This window comes from Pseudomonas sp. Pseusp16 (assembly GCF_047324915.1).
GTDB classification, from domain to species: Bacteria; Pseudomonadota; Gammaproteobacteria; order Pseudomonadales; family Pseudomonadaceae; genus Aquipseudomonas; species Aquipseudomonas fluorescens_CD.
In genome coordinates this window covers 4,840,419-4,857,342 of record NZ_CP168522.1, presented here as the reverse complement: position 1 = coordinate 4,857,342, position 16,924 = coordinate 4,840,419, and the positions used below count along the sequence as shown (strand labels likewise).

The 16,924-nt window shown below is 59.6% G+C and carries 15 protein-coding genes; 6 read left to right on the top strand and 9 right to left on the bottom strand.

All coding sequences use genetic code 11. The features are described 5' to 3' along the window. The first annotated feature begins 22 nt into the window (after window positions 1-22). The 3 genes from ACEN8Q_RS22025 (at window position 23) to ACEN8Q_RS22015 (ending at window position 3,268) form a co-directional block, all read left to right on the top strand. Window positions 23-427, top strand: a complete 405-nt coding sequence (locus tag ACEN8Q_RS22025; protein WP_008019054.1) for an RNA-binding S4 domain-containing protein — start codon at window positions 23-25, stop codon at window positions 425-427. Between the two features lie 216 nt (window positions 428-643). Next, a complete protein-coding gene (gene hslO / locus ACEN8Q_RS22020) occupies window positions 644-1,546 on the top strand; it encodes an Hsp33 family molecular chaperone HslO (protein WP_413425034.1) in 903 nt (300 codons plus the stop codon). A 180-nt stretch (window positions 1,547-1,726) separates the two neighbouring features. Continuing rightward, window positions 1,727-3,268, top strand: coding sequence for a phosphoenolpyruvate carboxykinase (locus ACEN8Q_RS22015; RefSeq protein ID WP_413425032.1), 1,542 nt, complete (start codon window positions 1,727-1,729; stop codon window positions 3,266-3,268). 57 nt (window positions 3,269-3,325) lie between these two features. On the opposite strand, the gene ACEN8Q_RS22010 is transcribed toward ACEN8Q_RS22015, so the two are convergent. The 5 genes from ACEN8Q_RS22010 to ACEN8Q_RS21990 all read right to left on the bottom strand — a co-directional run bounded on the left by ACEN8Q_RS22010 (window position 3,326) and on the right by ACEN8Q_RS21990 (window position 7,582). Further along, complete coding sequence (locus ACEN8Q_RS22010) at window positions 3,326-3,679, bottom strand: DUF1493 family protein (protein WP_413425030.1); 354 nt, start codon at window positions 3,677-3,679, stop codon at window positions 3,326-3,328. After that, window positions 3,676-4,953, bottom strand: coding sequence for a type II toxin-antitoxin system HipA family toxin (locus ACEN8Q_RS22005; RefSeq protein ID WP_413425028.1), 1,278 nt, complete (start codon window positions 4,951-4,953; stop codon window positions 3,676-3,678). The genes ACEN8Q_RS22010 and ACEN8Q_RS22005 overlap by 4 nt, the downstream gene beginning before the upstream one ends. Beyond that, entirely contained in the window at window positions 4,950-5,444 is a 495-nt protein-coding gene (locus ACEN8Q_RS22000) for a helix-turn-helix domain-containing protein (RefSeq protein WP_413703737.1), read from the bottom strand. Before ACEN8Q_RS22000 ends, ACEN8Q_RS22005 begins: the two co-directional genes overlap by 4 nt. A gap of 352 nt (window positions 5,445-5,796) precedes the next feature. Next, a complete protein-coding gene (locus tag ACEN8Q_RS21995) occupies window positions 5,797-6,087 on the bottom strand; it encodes a hypothetical protein (protein ID WP_413703736.1) in 291 nt (96 codons plus the stop codon). 430 nt (window positions 6,088-6,517) lie between these two features. Further along, a complete protein-coding gene (locus ACEN8Q_RS21990) occupies window positions 6,518-7,582 on the bottom strand; it encodes a S8 family peptidase (protein WP_413425084.1) in 1,065 nt (354 codons plus the stop codon). 263 nt (window positions 7,583-7,845) lie between these two features. Between ACEN8Q_RS21990 and ACEN8Q_RS21985 the strand changes: the two genes are divergently transcribed. The 3 genes from ACEN8Q_RS21985 (at window position 7,846) to ACEN8Q_RS21975 (ending at window position 11,751) form a co-directional block, all read left to right on the top strand. Continuing rightward, window positions 7,846-9,780, top strand: a complete 1,935-nt coding sequence (locus tag ACEN8Q_RS21985; protein ID WP_413425022.1) for an ATP-dependent DNA helicase RecQ — start codon at window positions 7,846-7,848, stop codon at window positions 9,778-9,780. Between the two features lie 229 nt (window positions 9,781-10,009). Next, window positions 10,010-11,236, top strand: a complete 1,227-nt coding sequence (locus ACEN8Q_RS21980; RefSeq protein WP_413425020.1) for a 3-hydroxyacyl-CoA dehydrogenase NAD-binding domain-containing protein — start codon at window positions 10,010-10,012, stop codon at window positions 11,234-11,236. Between the two features lie 92 nt (window positions 11,237-11,328). Next, window positions 11,329-11,751, top strand: coding sequence for an acyl-CoA thioesterase (locus ACEN8Q_RS21975; protein WP_413425018.1), 423 nt, complete (start codon window positions 11,329-11,331; stop codon window positions 11,749-11,751). Window positions 11,752-11,817: 66 nt separating this feature from the next. Here the strand turns inward: ACEN8Q_RS21975 and ACEN8Q_RS21970 are convergent, their stop codons facing one another. The 4 genes from ACEN8Q_RS21970 to ACEN8Q_RS21955 form a co-directional block, all read right to left on the bottom strand. Further along, window positions 11,818-12,306 carry a glycine zipper domain-containing protein gene (locus tag ACEN8Q_RS21970; RefSeq protein ID WP_413425016.1) on the bottom strand — a complete coding sequence of 163 codons (489 nt, stop codon included), beginning with the start codon at window positions 12,304-12,306 and terminating at the stop codon, window positions 11,818-11,820. 326 nt (window positions 12,307-12,632) lie between these two features. Beyond that, window positions 12,633-14,981: an FdhF/YdeP family oxidoreductase gene (locus tag ACEN8Q_RS21965; RefSeq protein ID WP_413703735.1), complete on the bottom strand. Its 2,349-nt coding sequence runs from the start codon at window positions 14,979-14,981 to the stop codon at window positions 12,633-12,635. After that, window positions 14,978-15,817, bottom strand: a complete 840-nt coding sequence (gene fdhD, locus ACEN8Q_RS21960; protein WP_413425012.1) for a formate dehydrogenase accessory sulfurtransferase FdhD — start codon at window positions 15,815-15,817, stop codon at window positions 14,978-14,980. Before fdhD ends, ACEN8Q_RS21965 begins: the two co-directional genes overlap by 4 nt. A gap of 92 nt (window positions 15,818-15,909) precedes the next feature. Then, window positions 15,910-16,797: a LysR family transcriptional regulator gene (locus ACEN8Q_RS21955; RefSeq protein ID WP_413425010.1), complete on the bottom strand. Its 888-nt coding sequence runs from the start codon at window positions 16,795-16,797 to the stop codon at window positions 15,910-15,912. Window positions 16,798-16,924: the final 127 nt, after the last annotated feature.

Below are 16,924 nucleotides of genomic sequence, written 5' to 3'. Positions count from 1 at the left end.
TATTTCAGAATGAGGAAATCCCATGGCACAAAAAAACGAAGAGGACGATAAAGTCCGCCTCGATAAATGGTTGTGGGCTGCACGCTTTTACAAAACCCGCGCCTTGGCCAAGGCGGCGATTGAAAGCGGCAAGGTGCATTGCCGGGGCGAACGCTGCAAACCGGGCAAAGAGCCACGGGTCGGTGATGAATTTGTGATTCGCACCGGTTTCGACGAGCGTACGGTGGTGGTCCAGGCCTTGTCGATCGTTCGCCGCGGCGCCCCGGAGGCGCAGACCTTGTATGCCGAGACGCAGGCCAGCATCGCCAAGCGCGAAGAGGCCGCTGCGCAAAGAAAGGCGGGAGCCCTGGGCGTGAGTACCGACGGTAAGCCAAGCAAGAAACAGCGCCGCGATCTGTTCAAGTTTCGTGGTGACAGCAACGAATGATTGGCCGGGGCCGCCGATCACATCAGTCAGGACAAGACTTGTAATTGCACCTGCGCGTAGCCATATGAGGTAATTGGCCTGTCGTGCATGTGCCATTCGTCGTAAAGCGCACACAGCCACCGGCGTGTAAGCCATAACCAGGCAGCAATACGCTATAGCCAAGGCCTAGCGTCGAATTCTGTAACCATTATTGTCACCACTTCAGATACCAGACTTATGACCGACTTACCGGATAACGACTTCACCCAACGCTTCATCTTCGATGACAGCGACACCCGTGGCGAGCTGGTCTCGCTGGAGCTCAGTTACGCTGAAGTCCTGGCCAAGCACGCCTATCCGGAGCCGGTTGCGCAACTGCTCGGCGAACTGATGGCGGCTGCGGCGTTGCTGGTCGGCACGTTGAAGTTCGATGGCCTGCTGATTCTGCAAGCCCGCTCCGAAGGCCCGATCCCGCTGCTGATGATCGAGTGCTCCAGCGAGCGCGACATCCGTGGCCTGGCCCGTTACGAGGCGGACCGTATCGCTCCCGATGCAACCCTGGCTGACTTGATGCCGGATGGCTCGTTGACACTGACCATCGACCCGAGACAGGGCCAGCGTTACCAGGGCGTGGTCGATCTTGACGGTGAAACGTTGTCCGACTGCTTCACCAACTATTTCGTCATGTCGCAGCAGATCGGTACGCGCATCAAGCTCTGTGCCGATGGCCGTCGCGCCCGTGGCATGTTGCTGCAGCAACTGCCCGCCGACCGCCTGAAAGACGAAGAAGAACGCGCCGCCAGCTGGCAGCACCTCACCGCCCTGGCCACCACCTTGACCGCTGATGAGCTGCTGGGCCTGGACAACGAAACCGTGCTTCATCGCCTCTATCACGAAGAGCAGGTGCGTCTGTTCGATGTGCAAAAACTGCGCTTCCGCTGCAGTTGCTCGCGCGAACGTTCGGCCAATGCACTGGTCAGTCTGGGTAAGGACGACGCGCAGAAACTGGTCGTGGAGCACGGTGGCAACATCGAAATCGATTGCCAGTTCTGTAACCAGCGCTACCTGTTCGATGCCGCCGATGTCACCCAATTGTTCGCTGGCGCGGGTGTCGAGACACCGTCAGATACCCGTCACTAAAACGGTTCAGCGCAGGTAAATTCACTGGCTGCCGCCGGATTGACGCCGTTACGACAGGAGGGGCCTACTTTTTTTGGGCTTTTCTGGCATAATCCGGCCCACTTTTTTCGCGGTAGTAGTGCACGACTTTCTACTACAAAAACGTTTGGAGCACTCGGCCACTGGCCGACGGGGAACCTCATGACGCAAGCCAATAACGCCGTGTACACCGATCTGAGTGTTGATGATCTGGTTAAAGAAGCCCTCAACCGCGGTGAAGGCGAGCTTGCCGATACCGGCGCACTGGTTGTTCGTACCGGTCACCGTACCGGCCGTTCGCCAGTCGATCGTTTCATCGTTGAAGAGCCAAGCACCCAGGCCGCTATCGCCTGGGGCCCGATCAACCGCAAGTTCCCGGCCGACAAGTTCGACGCCCTGTGGGCTCGCGTTGAGGCATTCAACAACGCGCAAGAGCATTTCGTTTCCCACGTGCATGTAGGTGCGGCTTCCGAGCACTACCTGGCCGTGAAGATGACCACCCAGACCGCCTGGCAGAACCTGTTCGGCCGTTGCCTGTTCATCAACCCGGCCCAGTACAACCCGGCGGGTCGTGAAGAGTGGCAAGTGCTGAACGTTGCCAACTTTGAGTGCGTGCCAGAGCGTGACGGCACCAACTCCGACGGTTGCGTGATCATCAACTTCGCACAGAAGAAAGTGCTGATCGCCGGCATGCGTTACGCCGGTGAAATGAAGAAAGCCATGTTCTCGGTGCAGAACTTCCTGCTGCCGGCCGCTGACGTGCTGCCAATGCACTGCGCCGCCAACATCGGCGAAGAAGGCGACGTGACCCTGTTCTTCGGTCTGTCCGGTACCGGCAAGACCACCCTGTCCGCCGACGAAAGCCGTTACCTGATCGGTGACGACGAGCACGGCTGGGGCGAGGGCGTGGTGTTCAACATCGAAGGCGGTTGCTATGCCAAGTGCATCGACCTGTCCGAGAAGAACGAGCCGGTTATCTGGAAAGCCATCAAGCACGGCGCGGTCCTGGAAAACGTCGTTATCGACGACGCCAAGCACGCCGACTACGCCGATGTCAGCCTGACCCAGAACAGCCGTGCCGCGTACCCGCTGGAGCACGTTGCCAAGCGTTCCGGGAAGAACCTCGGTGGCGAGCCGAACGCTGTGATCTTCCTGACCTGCGACCTGACCGGCGTTCTGCCGCCAGTGTCGATCCTCAACGAAGAACAAGCGGCTTACCACTTCCTGTCCGGTTACACCGCTCTGGTCGGTTCGACCGAAATGGGTTCGGGCAGCGGCATCAAGTCGACTTTCTCCACCTGCTTCGGCGCACCGTTCTTCCCGCGTCCGGCCGGCGAATACGCTGAGCTGCTGATCAAGCGCATCCGCGGCTTCGGCTCCAAGGTCTACCTGGTCAACACCGGCTGGACCGGCGGTGGCTACGGCGTCGGCAAACGCTTCAACATCCCGACCACCCGTGCAGTGATCGCAGCGATCCAGAGCGGCGCGCTGATCGGTACCGAAACCGAGCACCTGGACACCATCAACCTCGACGTGCCACTGGCCGTACCGGGCGTTGAGACTGGCCTGCTGAACCCACGTAACACCTGGGCCGACAAAACCGCCTACGACGAAGCCGCCAAAGCACTGGCCGGCCTGTTCATCGAGAACTTCAAGAAGTTCGAAGTGAGCGACGCGATCAAGGCTGCCGGTCCAAAGCTGTAATGCTGGATTGAGCTAACGAAAAAGCCGCCCCTCGGGGCGGCTTTTTTGTGCGTGTCGCTACAGGCCTTCCAATGCCTGAGTGTCCCAGCGTTGGGCCTTGATGGCCCGGTAGAGCATGCCGATGGTCAACGGCACCTTCTCGCCGCGACCCTTGGCCTTTCGCTTTAGATTCACATCGTAGCCGTCGGGCTGGAAATAACGATAGCTGTCGAAATCCACGAAATCGATGGCGAATAGATCTTCCAGGCATTCGATCAAGTGCTGTGCATCGGCACCGTTGCAACCAAGGTCGAAATTGATCGAGGTGGCAAGGCTGATGGTTTTGCGTTCGGGCAGGCCGAGTTCTTCGTGTAGCAGTTGCATGAGTTGCTGCATTGAGTGGTCGTCGGGGAAGTTGGGGGCGAGGTTCATTGCGTAGGTTCCGCCAATCGAAATGCAGGCGCCATATTGTCCTGCTCACGTTTCGACAGCCCCAGAGCGCCCGCTAGCGTTGGCCATTGGCTGACGACCTGTTTGAAACTGTTGATGATGTTTTCTGCATCCGCGCGACCTACCCGAAAATACTCCGCCACTTCCCGGGCCAGTTCCAGATCCAGGGCGTTGTCGGTATCGGTGATGTTGAGCTTCAAGCCGTCGGCGTGGGCCACCGGGTTCATGTCATAGGCGGCAGACAATCGCCACCCCCGACCCGGATCAAGGATAAAACCATGGTTGCGCAGGTGATCGTCAGTGTTGGAGACCAGAATGTTGAGCACAATTCGAGACCACAGCTCCCGCAGGTCTGCTTTGGTTTCCGAGCCGTGTTCCATGAGTACTTCGGCCAACTCAAGGTAGCTCGCACCGACAGAGGCATCGTCACCGTCAACTCGATCAGTCATGGTCATGGCCGAGGCAAAGTGCAGTCGGCCACCTCGTTCAGTGCGATCGAAGCGCTTTACCATGAAGCAGTGATGATCGCTGGCGTAGCGTCGGGCGATACCGGTCGCGACTCGCAGGCCACAATGATTGGCCAAGGCATTTACCACGAGTTCCCAGGCGCCAATGTCATAGTCATCGCGTGTGCTGGGGAACTTGGCAATCCACAAGTGACCGTGCTCGTCTGCAACGCTGGCCTTGGGGCGGGCACCACCCAGCGAACCTCCGGGTGCGATCAGCATTCTCAGCCACTCTCGGCCGTCGAGTGAGGTGTTGTCCGGATCGTTTTCCAGAGCACGGCTTGCTTGCTCCAATGCCCGCAATTCAATGAAGGGTGGGGCGGCCACGCCATTGCGGTCATCGAGAAAGTTGCCTTGGTCATTGAGCTTGTAGCGGATCGCGCCGGCCCGATAGAGATCATGTACGCCTAACAGGAAATCCGACTCGTAAAGCTTGCTGCCTTTGGCAACCAATCCATCGCGAACATCTCGTTCCATCCTCCGCTTCATCAACAACTGACCCCACCGATCCGGGCTGGAATCAGCGAACACACCAAATCGGCTTTGATGTTGCCCAGGGAACTGACGACCTTCATAGAGGCCGATTCGAGGGTCCAGCGGTGTGAAGTTCAACTCGGGGTCTGCTAGCGCCGCAGCGTCGTATTCAAATTCGAAGACGTCCGTGGAACGGGCCTTTCGGGAGTGCAAGAAACCGAGACGCCTGGGTCCATTCAAGGATTCCCAATCGGCATACACCGCAATTTGCGTCATTTTTCACCTGTCGCGGACTTGGTTTTTTTCTTGGTCAACAGATTGGAAAGTGAGTGGGTGTTGAAGGGGAAGTCAGCGGAGAGATCCTCTGTCCGGGTGGCACTTTCAATTACGCCAGTGTCTTTTTCAGGTATTGGAGAGGCCTTTTTAACTGCGCTTATTCTGCGTACTCGTCGGTTCGAGTCTTTCGCTGAGGTTGCCTTGGGTTTCAGCTGCGCGTCCTGCAGTTGACGCCCCACCTCATCGGTTGCTGCGAGTTTGTCCAAGTCTTTTTCCAGACCCAGAATCTGCATGACAGACAGGTAGGCGCCGATGGTCACTCCTGAGCCACCCGATTCCAGAGAGCGCAAGGTTGTCAGTGACATGCCCGACCTCTCGGCGACTTGCTTGGCTGTGAGCTTGCGGCGCAGTCGGGCCAACTTCAATCGCTCCCCGAATTCGGCTAGCAATCTGGATGCGGCAGGCAGGAGTGGCGCGGTTTTCTTGGCCATATGCCAATATTCCTTCATTTATTAGCCTTAACTAGCAGAATAATAGCACTTGGATGAAAGAACATCGCTTTGCCATGAGTGCGTCCTCACCGCATTAAAAGTTTTGTGGGTGGAGCTTTGCACTGCCATTATTCCAGCTGAAATACCGATAAACAGCCAGAATAATGCCAGTTTGTCAGCGACGGCCCGGACTATAGGGTTGAGTGGTTGGTCTTCGATAGCCGACAAGGTGTCTTGTTTTGCAGGACCTTGCCGAAGCTTTCATAGGTCGTTGCTGACGGGGTTATCCACAGTGCACCGCGTTATCGTTCATCGCTGGCAAGCCAGCTCCTACAGGGGATGTGGTGGGGCTTCAGCCGGTGAATTTCGGCAGGCGCTGCCGGGCGATGTCGAGCAGGTCGTTGCCGTCCTGGGTCAGCAGGTACAGGGCGCTGACGATCTTGGGGATGTCGCTCGCTTGGGCCTGGTTGAAACACGTGCAATAAAGGGTTTCGAGGAGGTCGCTGGCGGCGCGGATGCGTTGTCGGGCGGCGTCGAGGATCTCGAAGGGGTCGGCCTCGGTATCGATGACCAGCACTGGGGTTTCGCTGTAGCGGGTCTTGAGCGGCTGGTAGCGGGCTGGCAGTGAGTCGGGGTTTTTCATTGAGTGGGTCCTGTGCGAAATCGGCAAGTGTTCCCGGCAGGCCGAGACACTGTTTTCAGCCGCGCTGGAAACTATAGGAGGGTATGGCGTTGCGGGACAAGACGGCCGAGATCGACAGGCTTTGTAAGGGTTTTGTCATATTTAGAGGAAGCGGACTACAGGTTGTTGGTGGGTTTTCAACGTGAAATGGCCAGGGGTAAAAATGCTTACAGCGTTTTCAGTCGCTTCGCAGCAAATCTCGGTAGAAGGGGCCTCGGACAATGTCGGGTGTTTCGAGTTTTGCGGAGGGTGTGTTGGCCTCTTCGCGAGCAGGTTCGCCCCGACAAGGGATCTGCGTCGTACTTGATTTTTTCGGTAGTGAAGGGCGAGTCGGTGTGGGTGGTTCAGACTGGCGAGGTTACCTCGACGCTGCCGAACGACCCATACAGACTTACTCGGTCGTGACCTTCGGCGCCTGGCGCGAGGCTGCTTCCAGATCCATTAATCCTCTACCGTACGCTTCACTGTTGGCATAGATGCCAGTCCGGTTCGCCGTCGCCAGCAGACGCTCGCGCACTTGCTGCGCAGTGAGCTCAGGGTAACGGCTTTGCAGTGCCGCCAATGCTCCGCTGACCAGCGCGGCAGCAGGCGAGGTGCCAGCCGTCTGGGTGTATTTGCCATCCTTGTTGGTGGTCAGCAGGCCTTGCCCTGCACCGGAGTCGCCACCCGGTACGGCAATGCACCAGGCTGCCGCCACGCCACAATAGTTGGATTTGGCATTGATGGCGCTGCCGTCGTTTTTCAATGCAACCACCGCGATCCAGCCTTTTTCCAGTTCGGGTATGGCGACAGGCAAGCCGGGTTCAGCCAAGGGTTCTCGTTTCAGTTCATTGCCGGTGGGGAAAACAAATACTGCGCCGTCCTCAACCAGTTTCCGCGCCGTCACTAGCGATTGCGGCATGACTTGCCTGTAACGCGCCTCGTTGATTTCGGTCGCCGGAATGGCGTTGGCCCACGAGTTGTTGAGTATGCGCGTGCCCTTGTCGAAACCTGCTTGCCAGGACTGAGCGATTTCACCGTCGAAGAAAAAGGGTTCGTTATCGTCGCCAAAGCGATAGGTGATCAGCTGTGCGTTGAACGCGACGCCATGCATGCCCTGATCGTTCTTGTTGGCGGCGAGGATGCCGGCCATCTGGGTGCCGTGGCCGATACGATCAAAGGTGCCGACCCGATTCTCGACATAGTCAAAACCCGGATCACGGAGCCTTCCTAGAAACTCCGGCAGGCTACTGTTCAAACCCGAGTCGATCAGTGCGACAGCCACACCCTGGCCGGTGCCGCCGCGGGCATAAAGACTTGATGCGTTGACAATCGCCAGACCTTTTTGGGCCTGATACTCCGGCGTTTCGAATGCAGCTGTGTCCAGGGAAGGCTGTTCCGGGCCGGTCAGGCATCCGCTCAACAGAAGGGGTAGTGCGAGCGCGCAGGCAAGCGGAAAAAAGTGTTTTTGGGACATGATCGTTCCTTGAAAAAGATCCGCGTATCTCACGCTTCCTGCATGATGGACACCTAGCGGAGGTTGATGGAGGTAAACCATACCGGCTGACGGAAGGCTGAGGTCAGTGGGCAAAGTGCCTCCAGTGTTTCAACCTGTGGCCAGGAATCGGTGGGTTGGGACGCTGTATCATCCCTTATCGTTTTCGCCCTCAACCTTTTCTCGACTCGCTGCGATCGCCGGCCCGGCTTTTGGCACTGCGGCGGTCAACGGAGTGACAGCTTATGCACAACACCCTGGAACAGGTTTTCGGTTATCCACAGTTCCGACCCGGTCAGGAGTCGGCTGTCAGTGCCGTGCTGGCCGGGCGTTCGGCGGCGGCGATTTTCCCCACCGGTTCCGGCAAATCCCTTTGCTACCAATTGCCGGCGGTGTTGCTGCCGCACTTGACGCTGGTGGTCTCACCGTTGCTGGCGTTGATGCAGGATCAACTGGCGTTCCTGCAACGCCATGGCATTTCGGCGGGCAGTATCGATTCGGCCCAGAGCCGCGATGACGCCAGCGATGTCATGGCCCGTGCCAGGTCCGGCGAGTTGAAGATTCTGATGATCTCGGTGGAACGCTTGAAGAACGAGCGTTTTCGCCATTTCCTGCAGCAAGTGCCGATCTCGCTGCTGGTGGTGGACGAAGCGCACTGCATCTCCGAATGGGGGCATAACTTCCGCCCGGACTACCTCAAGCTTCCCGACTATCAACGCCAGTTCAATATCCCTCAGGTGCTGCTGCTGACCGCGACGGCGACGCCCAAGGTCATCACCGACATGCAGGTGAAGTTCGCCATCGCCGCCGAGGATGTAGTGACCACCGGTTTCTATCGGCCGAACCTGAATTTGCTGGTGGAGCCGGTTCGCGGAGCGGACAAGCGCAGACGCCTGGTCGAGTGGATGAGCCAGCGCCCGGGTCAACCGAGCATCGTCTACGTCACCCTGCAGAAAACCGCCGAGCACATCGCCGAACACCTGAACCGCAACGGCATTCAGGCCGAGGCCTATCACGCCGGGTTGCCCCATGATCAACGGGAAGCGATCCAGCGTCGCTTCATGGGCGGGCAGTCCAATTGCATCGTCGCGACCATCGCTTTCGGCATGGGCATCGACAAGAGTGACATCCGCAACGTGGTGCATTTCGACCTGCCAAAATCCATTGAAAACTACAGCCAGGAAATCGGCCGCGCCGGGCGTGACGGGCAGCCGTCGGACTGCCTGGTGTTGGCCAACCGCGACAGCCTCAACGTGCTGGAGAACTTCGTCTACGGCGACACGCCCGAGCTGGATGGCATCCGTTGCGTGCTTGACGAGATGCATACCGCAGCCCCCGAAGGGCAGTGGGAGTTTCTGCTGGGGCCGTTGGCCGATCAGAGCAATATTCGTCAATTGCCGCTCAAGACCTTGCTGGTGCAGCTCGAGTTGCGCGGGTTGATCGCCCCGCGCTACGCGTACTACGCCGAGTACCGTTTCAAGTATGTGCAGGAGCCGGAGGCGCTATTGGCGCATTTCGAAGGCGAGCGCAGGGATTTTGTCGCGGCGATCATCCAGACCTCCAGCCGCGCCCGGACCTGGGCAACGGTGAATTTCGAGGCGTTGTACGAGCAGTATCAGGCCGAGCGCACTCGGGTGGTCAAGGCGCTGGATTACTTCCAGGAGAAGGGCTGGGTGGAACTCGAAAGCAAACAGATGACCGAGGTCTACAGCGTGCTGCAAAGCGGGCTCGACAGCGTCGCGTTGAGCGAGGAACTGCATGGCTGTTTCACTCGGCATGAGCACACCGAGATCGCGCGTATTCACGCCATGCTGGATCTGTTCGCCACCGACCAATGCCTGGGTTATCGCCTGGCAGAGTATTTCGGCGATCACAATGCCCCGCAGCAATGTGGTCATTGTTCGGTGTGTCATGGGCAAGTGGCGCGGCTACCGGCACCACCGGAATTGCCGGCGCTTGTGGATAAAAATTTCGAGGCGCTGTGTGGCGGTTTTATCCACAGGCACGAGCAGCACACGGGCAACCTGCCATCGGCTGAGCGCGTGACACGGTTTCTGTGCGGGATCAGTGTGCCGCTGTTCACCAGGCTCAAGGTGCGGGCGGTTACCGGGTTTGCGGCGTTGGAGGATTACCCGTACGCCGAGGTGCGCGAGTGGGTTGAGCGGCATCTCGCAGGCTGAGCTGTGGTCCTTGTGGGAGCGGGCTTGCTCGCGAAAGCGGTGGGTCAGTCACCATCACTGCCAATTGATGAGTCGCCTTCGCGAGCAAGCCCGCTCCCACAGGGATTTCAGTGTCTGACTGGGCACATCCATCCGCTGAATGTTGCCCATCACAGGAATAAATTTCAAAAAAGCCCGGTGGCTGACTATGGTGATGGCTGTCTTCGGATCGCCAACAAGAGAACAAAACATGAGCCAGACACCGTCGAACATTCAGCGTGCCGCCGTCATCGGCGCGGGCACCATGGGCCGTGGCATTGTCATGTGCCTGGCCAACGCCGGAGTGGCTGTGCAGTGGGTCGACAACAATCCGCAAATGCTGGAGCAAGCGCTGGCCAGCGTGGCGGACACCTACGCTCACAACGTGCGCCAGGGCCGGATTGATAAGGGCGAAGCCGATGCCTGTGTCGCGCGCATAACGGCGGCAGATGATTATCTGGCCATCCGCGATGTCGACCTGGTCATTGAAGCGGTGTACGAAAACCTTGAGCTCAAACGGAAAATTTTCCGCGAGCTCGATGGCCTGCTCAAACCTGAAGCGATCCTGGCGAGCAATACTTCGGCGCTGGACATCGACGCTATCGCGGCGGCTACACGCCGGCCGCAGCAAGTGCTGGGCCTGCATTTCTTCAGCCCGGCACACATCATGAAACTGCTGGAAATCGTTCGCGGTGCACGGACGGCGCCGGCAGTGCTCGACGCGGCGCTGGCGCTCGGCCAGCGCATGGGCAAGGTCAGTGTGGTGGCGGGCAATTGCGACGGTTTCATCGGCAACCGCATGCTCAATACCTATGTGCTCGAAGCGCGAAAAATGCTGCTGGAAGGCGCTTATCCCTATCAGGTGGACGCAGCGCTGCAAGGGTTCGGTTTCGCCATGGGGCCGTTCCGCATGTTCGACGTGGTTGGCGTCGACCTGCAGTGGCGCGCCCGACAACTGTCCGGTGTCGGGCAGGACGCGCCGGAGGTTCAAGTAGATAACCGACTGTGCGAGATGGGGCGCTTTGGTCAGAAGAGCGGTAATGGCTATTACCACTATGAGCCGGGCAGTCGCCAGGCCGAACATGATCCACAGGTCGATGCGCTGGTGCTGGAAGTCAGCGAAAGGTTGGGGTTCCACCGTCGCGTGATCGGCCCGGAGGAAATTCTCGAGCGCTGCTTGCTGGCACTGGTCAATGAAGGCGCGAAGATCCTGCAGGAAGGCATTGCCGGGTCAGCTCATGACATTGATCTGGTTTACCTCAATGGCTACGGTTTCCCGGCGGACAAGGGTGGGCCGATGGCCTGGGCCGACCAGCAAGGGTTGGCGGACATTCACCGGCGCTTGATGGACCTTGAAACGCGTCAGGGCGATCACTGGCAGCCGGCGCGGTTGATCGGGGAGTTGGCGGCGGCCGGCAAGGGCTTTGCTGACAAGTGATTGATGTGGCGCTTGTAGGAGCGAGCTTGCTCGCGATGAATGCAACGCGGTTTTCGCCTTAGACTGGCGAACCCACTCAGGAATCAACGCTAATGCCCCAGCGCACCGACTACCCGCACTTCCAGCCCATCACCACCCGCTGGCACGACAATGACGCCTACGGTCACGTCAACAACGTCACCTATTACAGCTTCTTCGATACGGCGGTGAACACCTACCTGATCGAAGTCGGTGGCCTGAACATCCATGACGGCGAGGTGGTGGGGTTCGTGGTGAGCTCGGCCTGTGATTACTTCGCTTCCATTGCCTTCCCGGACCGCATCGAGATCGGTCTGCGGGTGGGCAAGCTGGGCAACAGCTCGGTGCAATACGAACTGGCGGTGTTCAAGCAAGGGGAAGACGAAGCCTGTGCGGCGGGGCGCTTCGTGCATGTGTTTGTCGATCGCGCGTCGAATCAACCCGTAGCGATTCCTTCAGGGTTGCGTGGGGCGCTGGAGCGTCTGGTGGTTGAATAGGGCAAAAAAAATCGCAGCCCTTGGGCTGCGATTTTTGTTGTACTCACCGGCGAGGCGCTCGAGGCCTTAGTCGCGGTAGTACCTGTGGTGGTGCTTGCGATGGCCATAGGCATGGCCGCGGCCTGGATGGTCGTCACGGTAGTAACGACGATCGTCATGGCCGCGATAGTAACGACGATCGCCGTCCTCATCATCGTACTCTTTGCCCATGTGGTTACCCAGCGCGCCACCGACGCCGCCGCCTGCTGCGGCGCCGATCAGGCTGCCGGTGGTGCCGCCCATGCTGCGGCCGACCACGTTACCGCCTGCAGCACCCAACGCACCGCCAATGGCTGCTTCGCCACGGCTGTGTTTGTTTGCGCCGACGGCGCTACCACCCGCGCCACCCAGGGCCGCGCCGATGGTGGAACCTGTACTGCCGCCTAACGACTGGCCGACGACCGAGCCTAGAACCCCGCCCAATGCGCCGCCTACACCGGCTTCGGTGGTGCCGCCAGCAGACGCGATACCGCTGACCAGGCCAAGGGACAACAAGAGAATCGAGGAGAACTTCATGGAGGAACCTCTAGGGGATGACGGCGCGATCCTGAGGCTCTGGAATGGGCGTGACAATCGAAATCCGACGAATAACACGACCTGTATACAATATTGCAAGTTACTGTTTTTTGGGTGGAACTTAACGTTTTTTTGCCGGTCTTTTATTACTTCGCAAAGGCCGTTTTCATGAGAAAGCGGCCTTTTTTGTGGGCGAAAGGAAAGTACTGAATCTGGAATGTTTGTTGTTTGATCTACCGTATTCGCGAGCAAGCCCGCTCCCACAGGGGAACGCATTCCAATGTGGGAGCGGGCTTGCTCGCGAAGAGGCCAGATCAAACGACGTGTTACGCCGACCTGGCCATGATCAGTCCAGTCTCGCTCGCCGCTTCCAACCGGATCGCCACGAACTTCGATGTCGGCGTATGGCTGCCATCGCCGATGCTTTCCAGTGGCACCAGCGGGTTCACTTCCGGATAGTAGGCCGCCGCTTGCCCGGCCGGGATATCAAACGCCAGCAGCGTGAAGCCTTTTACCCGACGTTCAACGCCATCGTCCCAGAGCGATACGATGTCTGCCTTCTGCCCCGGCTTGAAGCCCAGGCGGATGATGTCGGCTTCGTTGACGAAAAGCACATCGCGCTGACCTTTGACCCCACGATAACGATCGTTGAGACCATAGATGGTGGTGTTGTACTGATCGTGGGAGCGCATCGATTGCATGATCAGATCCGGCAGCACACCGGTGGCGCGGGTGCGTTCGTGCACCAGGTCTTTGGGCAGCACGTTCGGGCGGAAATTGGCCCGGCCTGAAGCGGTGTTCCACTTGCGTGCGCCGGCGCTACTGCCCAGGTAGAAACCACCCGGATTCCTGACTTTCTCATTGAAATCCTTGAAGCCTGGAATGGTCTCGGCAATCAGGTCGCGGATGCGGCTGTAGTCCGCCACCAGCCAGTTCCAGTCCACCGGGTGGTTGCCCAGGGTCGCGGCAGCGATGCCGGCCAGGATCGCCGGTTCCGAGCGCATCTGGTTCGACAGTGCCTGCAACTGACCATTGGAGGCGTGGACCATGCTGAACGAATCTTCGACGGTCACCGCTTGCGGGCCTTCGGTCTGGATATCGATGTCGGTGCGGCCCAGGCACGGCAGGATCAGTGCGTCCTTGCCGTGGGTCAAATGGCTGCGGTTGAGCTTGGTGCTGATCTGCACGGTCAGGTCGCAGTTTTGCAGGGCCTGGAAGGTGCGCGGGCTGTCCGGCGTGGCCTGGGCGAAATTGCCGCCCAGACCGATGAAGACTTTCGCCCGGCCTTCAGCCATCGCATGAATCGCCTCGACCACGTTGTGGCCGTTGTGGCGTGGCACCTTGAACTGGAAGCGACGCTCCAGGGCATCGAGGAATGCCACTGGCGGCCGTTCGTTGATGCCCATGGTCCGGTCGCCCTGCACGTTGCTGTGGCCGCGTACCGGGCACAGACCGGCTCCCGGCCGGCCGATGTTGCCGCGCAGCATCATCAGGTTGGCGATTTCCTGGATGGTCGCCACCGAATGGCGATGCTGGGTGATGCCCATGGCCCAGCACATGATGACGCTCTTGCTCTTGGCGTACATGCGCGCCGCTTGTTCGATCTCTACCAGCGTCAGGCCCGACTGCTCGACGATCTGCTCCCACGGTGTTTCGTCGATGGCCGCCAGGTACTCCAGCACATTGGCGCTGTGTTCATTGAGGAAGTCGTGGTCGAACACCGCCGGTGCGCCGCTGCGCTGCGCATCGCGTTCCCACAGCAGGAGGAATTTCGCCATGCCGCGCATGATCGCCATGTCGCCGCCCAGGGCCGGGCGGAAGAACGCGGTGTTGGTTGGCTTGTCGCCGTTGGTGAGCATTTCGAACGCGTGCTGCGGGTGCTGGAAACGCTCCAGGCCACGTTCCTTGAGCGGATTGATGCACACCACCTGAGCGCCGCGCTTCACCGCTTCGCGCAGTGGTTCGAGCATCCGCGGGTGGTTGGTGCCGGGGTTCTGGCCCCAGACGAAAATCGCATCGGCGTGTTCGAAGTCGTCGAAGGTCACGGTGCCTTTGCCGACTCCGACGCTTTGCGACAAGGCGACACCGCTGGCCTCGTGACACATGTTCGAGCAGTCAGGGAAATTGTTGGTGCCATAGGCGCGCACGAACAGTTGATAGAGATAGGCTGCTTCGTTGCTGGCGCGGCCCGAGGTGTAGAACTCGGCCTGATCCGGGCTCGACAAGCTGTTCAGGTGTTTGGCGACCAGCGCGAATGCGTCGTCCCAACTGATCGGCTTGTAGCGGTCGGTTTCGGCGTCGTACCTCATCGGCTCGGTCAGGCGGCCCTGATATTCGAGCCAGTAGTCGCTTTGCTCCAGCAGCGAAGTGACGCTGTGTCTGGCGAAGAATCTGGCATCAACCCGGCGTTTGGTCGCCTCCCAGTTCACCGCCTTGGCGCCGTTCTCGCAGAACATCACCATGCCGCCTTCCTGAGAATCACCCCAGGCGCAACCGGGACAGTCGAAGCCGCCGCTCTTGTTGGTCTTGAGCATCATGCGCAGGTTTTTCAGTGCGTTGTCGCTGGTCAACCAGGCCTGGGCGACACTGATCAGTGCGCCCCAGCCACCGGCCGGGCCTTTGTAGGGCTTGTAGCGAGGGACAGGTGTCTGGTCGGCTTGACGGTGTTGACTCACGCTTGATTCTCCGACGTTGGGCTGTACACCCGCGGTGCATTCTTCTGTGGCAAATGGATGAGGTTGAGGTTGTGGCGGCGGGCCCATTGCACGGCAAGGCCGGTGGGCGACGACAGGCTGACCAGGGTCTGGATGCCGGCGCGCAAGACCTTCTGGATCAATTCGAGGCTGCAACGACTGGTGACAATCACCAGTCCGCCAGCGGTCGGAATTTTTTGCCGGATCAGCCCGCCGATCAGTTTGTCGAGGGCGTTGTGCCGGCCGATGTCTTCACGCCCCAGCAGCAACTCGCCTTGACCGTTCATGAACACAGCCGCGTGCACTGCGCCGCAATGCTGGCCCAAAGGCTGGAAGGCGCCGATGCGCTGGCGCAGGCCATCGAGCCATTCGGCCGGTGGCAGCGGGGCGCCGGGCAATACCTGAAGGTCCGGCAATGCCTGCTCGACCGCTTCCACGCCGCACAGCCCGCAACCACTGGTGCCGGCCAGTTGCCGACGCTGTTGCTTGAGGTTCCAGAAGGCGCGGTTGGCGATGGTCACTTGCGCGTATTGCGCTGACCCTGAGCCGCTGAGTTGCAGGTCATAAATATCAGTGGCGTCGATGATGATGCCGCTGCCCAGGCTGAAACCGACGATGAAGTCTTCGAGGTCCGTTGGCGTCACCAGCATGACTGCCTGGCTGATGCCGTTGTAGGCAATCGCCAACGCGACTTCCTCGGCCAGTGCGGTGCTGGCCGATTCCGAGTATTCAAGGTTACTGTAGCTATACGTCTGGCTTGCGGCGGGCGCGGGCGTTTCGAGGGCAGGCGCCGCGCAGGCTGGGCGCTTGGCGTTCATGGCATCACCGACGGATTGATCAGCTTTAAGACTAGGCGCGGCAACTTGTCACGTCTAATCGCTATTACTGATCTACCGATAGATACCGTCGATCAAGAGTTCGTCTGCGATTGCCGATAGATCGCGAAACAGGCCTCCGCCAGGGCCGAGCGTGGTGCACTGCGCCGCATGATCAGCCCCAGGCGGCCAAGGGTCTGGGCGTTCTCGATCGGTTGCAGGCGCAAGTGTTCGGCCAGCCCTTCGAGGCCACCGTCCAATGGCATCACGGCGCAACACAGGCCGCCGTGCACAGCTTGCAGCAGTTGATGAACGGCGTCGGTCTGCAGCAACGGTTGTGGGGTGAGGCCGCGGCTGTGGAAGTTATGGTCGATGGATTGGCGAAAGTGCATGCCGCTGGTGAGCATGCCCAGTGGCAGTTCGATCAATGATTCCCAACTCAGCGGCGCCTCGCCAAAGGTGAAGAAGCGTTGGTCGTAGAGCAGCCCCATGCGGGTTTCGCTGAAGGCCAGGGAGTCGAAATGTTCGGCGTCGAGGCGTTCCAGATAGGAAACGCCGAGGTCCAGGCGATTGTTCGCCAGTTGTTCGAGGATCTGCTCGGAACTCAGTGCCGAGAGTTCGAAACGCAGGTTCGGGTGCTCGGCATGCAGGCGTTGCAGCAGCGGCAGCGGATCGAAGCTCGACAGCGGCACCATGCCCAGGCGCAAGGTGCCGACCAGGTTGCCACGACAGGCGGCCGCTTCGGCGTACAAACCGTCATAGGCTGCCAGCACCGTGCGTGCCCAAGCTAATACCCGCTCGCCCGGCGCGGTGAAGCCCTCGAAGCGCTGGCCGCGATTGACCAGCGGCAGATCGAGTTCTTCTTCGAGGCTGCGCAGGCGCATGGACAGGGTCGGCTGGGTGATGTGGCAGCGCACGGCGGCCTGGCCGAAATGGCGGGTTTCGTCGAGCGCGATGAGGAATTTCAGCTGCTTGATGTCCATCTTCGCTCCTGGGCGCGGGAAGGGGCCGATTCTATCGCAAGCGGGGTCATTGGTCGGGTTGGATTCGCAAGCGATGGCCGTGGTCTAGGCTTCTGCGTCTGGAACCGCAAACCCAAGGAGAGTGCAC

Bases quoted from the DNA above. Each gene is read 5' to 3' on its own strand.
- ACEN8Q_RS22025 (WP_008019054.1), top strand. From the start codon at position 23: ATGGCACAAAAAAACGAAGAGGACGATAAAGTCCGCCTCGATAAATGG.
- hslO (WP_413425034.1), top strand. From the start codon at position 644: ATGACCGACTTACCGGATAACGACTTCACCCAACGCTTCATCTTCGAT.
- ACEN8Q_RS22015 (WP_413425032.1), top strand. From the start codon at position 1,727: ATGACGCAAGCCAATAACGCCGTGTACACCGATCTGAGTGTTGATGAT.
- ACEN8Q_RS22010 (WP_413425030.1), bottom strand. From the start codon at position 3,679: ATGAACCTCGCCCCCAACTTCCCCGACGACCACTCAATGCAGCAACTC.
- ACEN8Q_RS22005 (WP_413425028.1), bottom strand. From the start codon at position 4,953: ATGACGCAAATTGCGGTGTATGCCGATTGGGAATCCTTGAATGGACCC.
- ACEN8Q_RS22000 (WP_413703737.1), bottom strand. From the start codon at position 5,444: ATGGCCAAGAAAACCGCGCCACTCCTGCCTGCCGCATCCAGATTGCTA.
- ACEN8Q_RS21995 (WP_413703736.1), bottom strand. From the start codon at position 6,087: ATGAAAAACCCCGACTCACTGCCAGCCCGCTACCAGCCGCTCAAGACC.
- ACEN8Q_RS21990 (WP_413425084.1), bottom strand. From the start codon at position 7,582: ATGTCCCAAAAACACTTTTTTCCGCTTGCCTGCGCGCTCGCACTACCC.
- ACEN8Q_RS21985 (WP_413425022.1), top strand. From the start codon at position 7,846: ATGCACAACACCCTGGAACAGGTTTTCGGTTATCCACAGTTCCGACCC.
- ACEN8Q_RS21980 (WP_413425020.1), top strand. From the start codon at position 10,010: ATGAGCCAGACACCGTCGAACATTCAGCGTGCCGCCGTCATCGGCGCG.
- ACEN8Q_RS21975 (WP_413425018.1), top strand. From the start codon at position 11,329: ATGCCCCAGCGCACCGACTACCCGCACTTCCAGCCCATCACCACCCGC.
- ACEN8Q_RS21970 (WP_413425016.1), bottom strand. From the start codon at position 12,306: ATGAAGTTCTCCTCGATTCTCTTGTTGTCCCTTGGCCTGGTCAGCGGT.
- fdhD (WP_413425012.1), bottom strand. From the start codon at position 15,817: ATGAACGCCAAGCGCCCAGCCTGCGCGGCGCCTGCCCTCGAAACGCCC.
- ACEN8Q_RS21955 (WP_413425010.1), bottom strand. From the start codon at position 16,797: ATGGACATCAAGCAGCTGAAATTCCTCATCGCGCTCGACGAAACCCGC.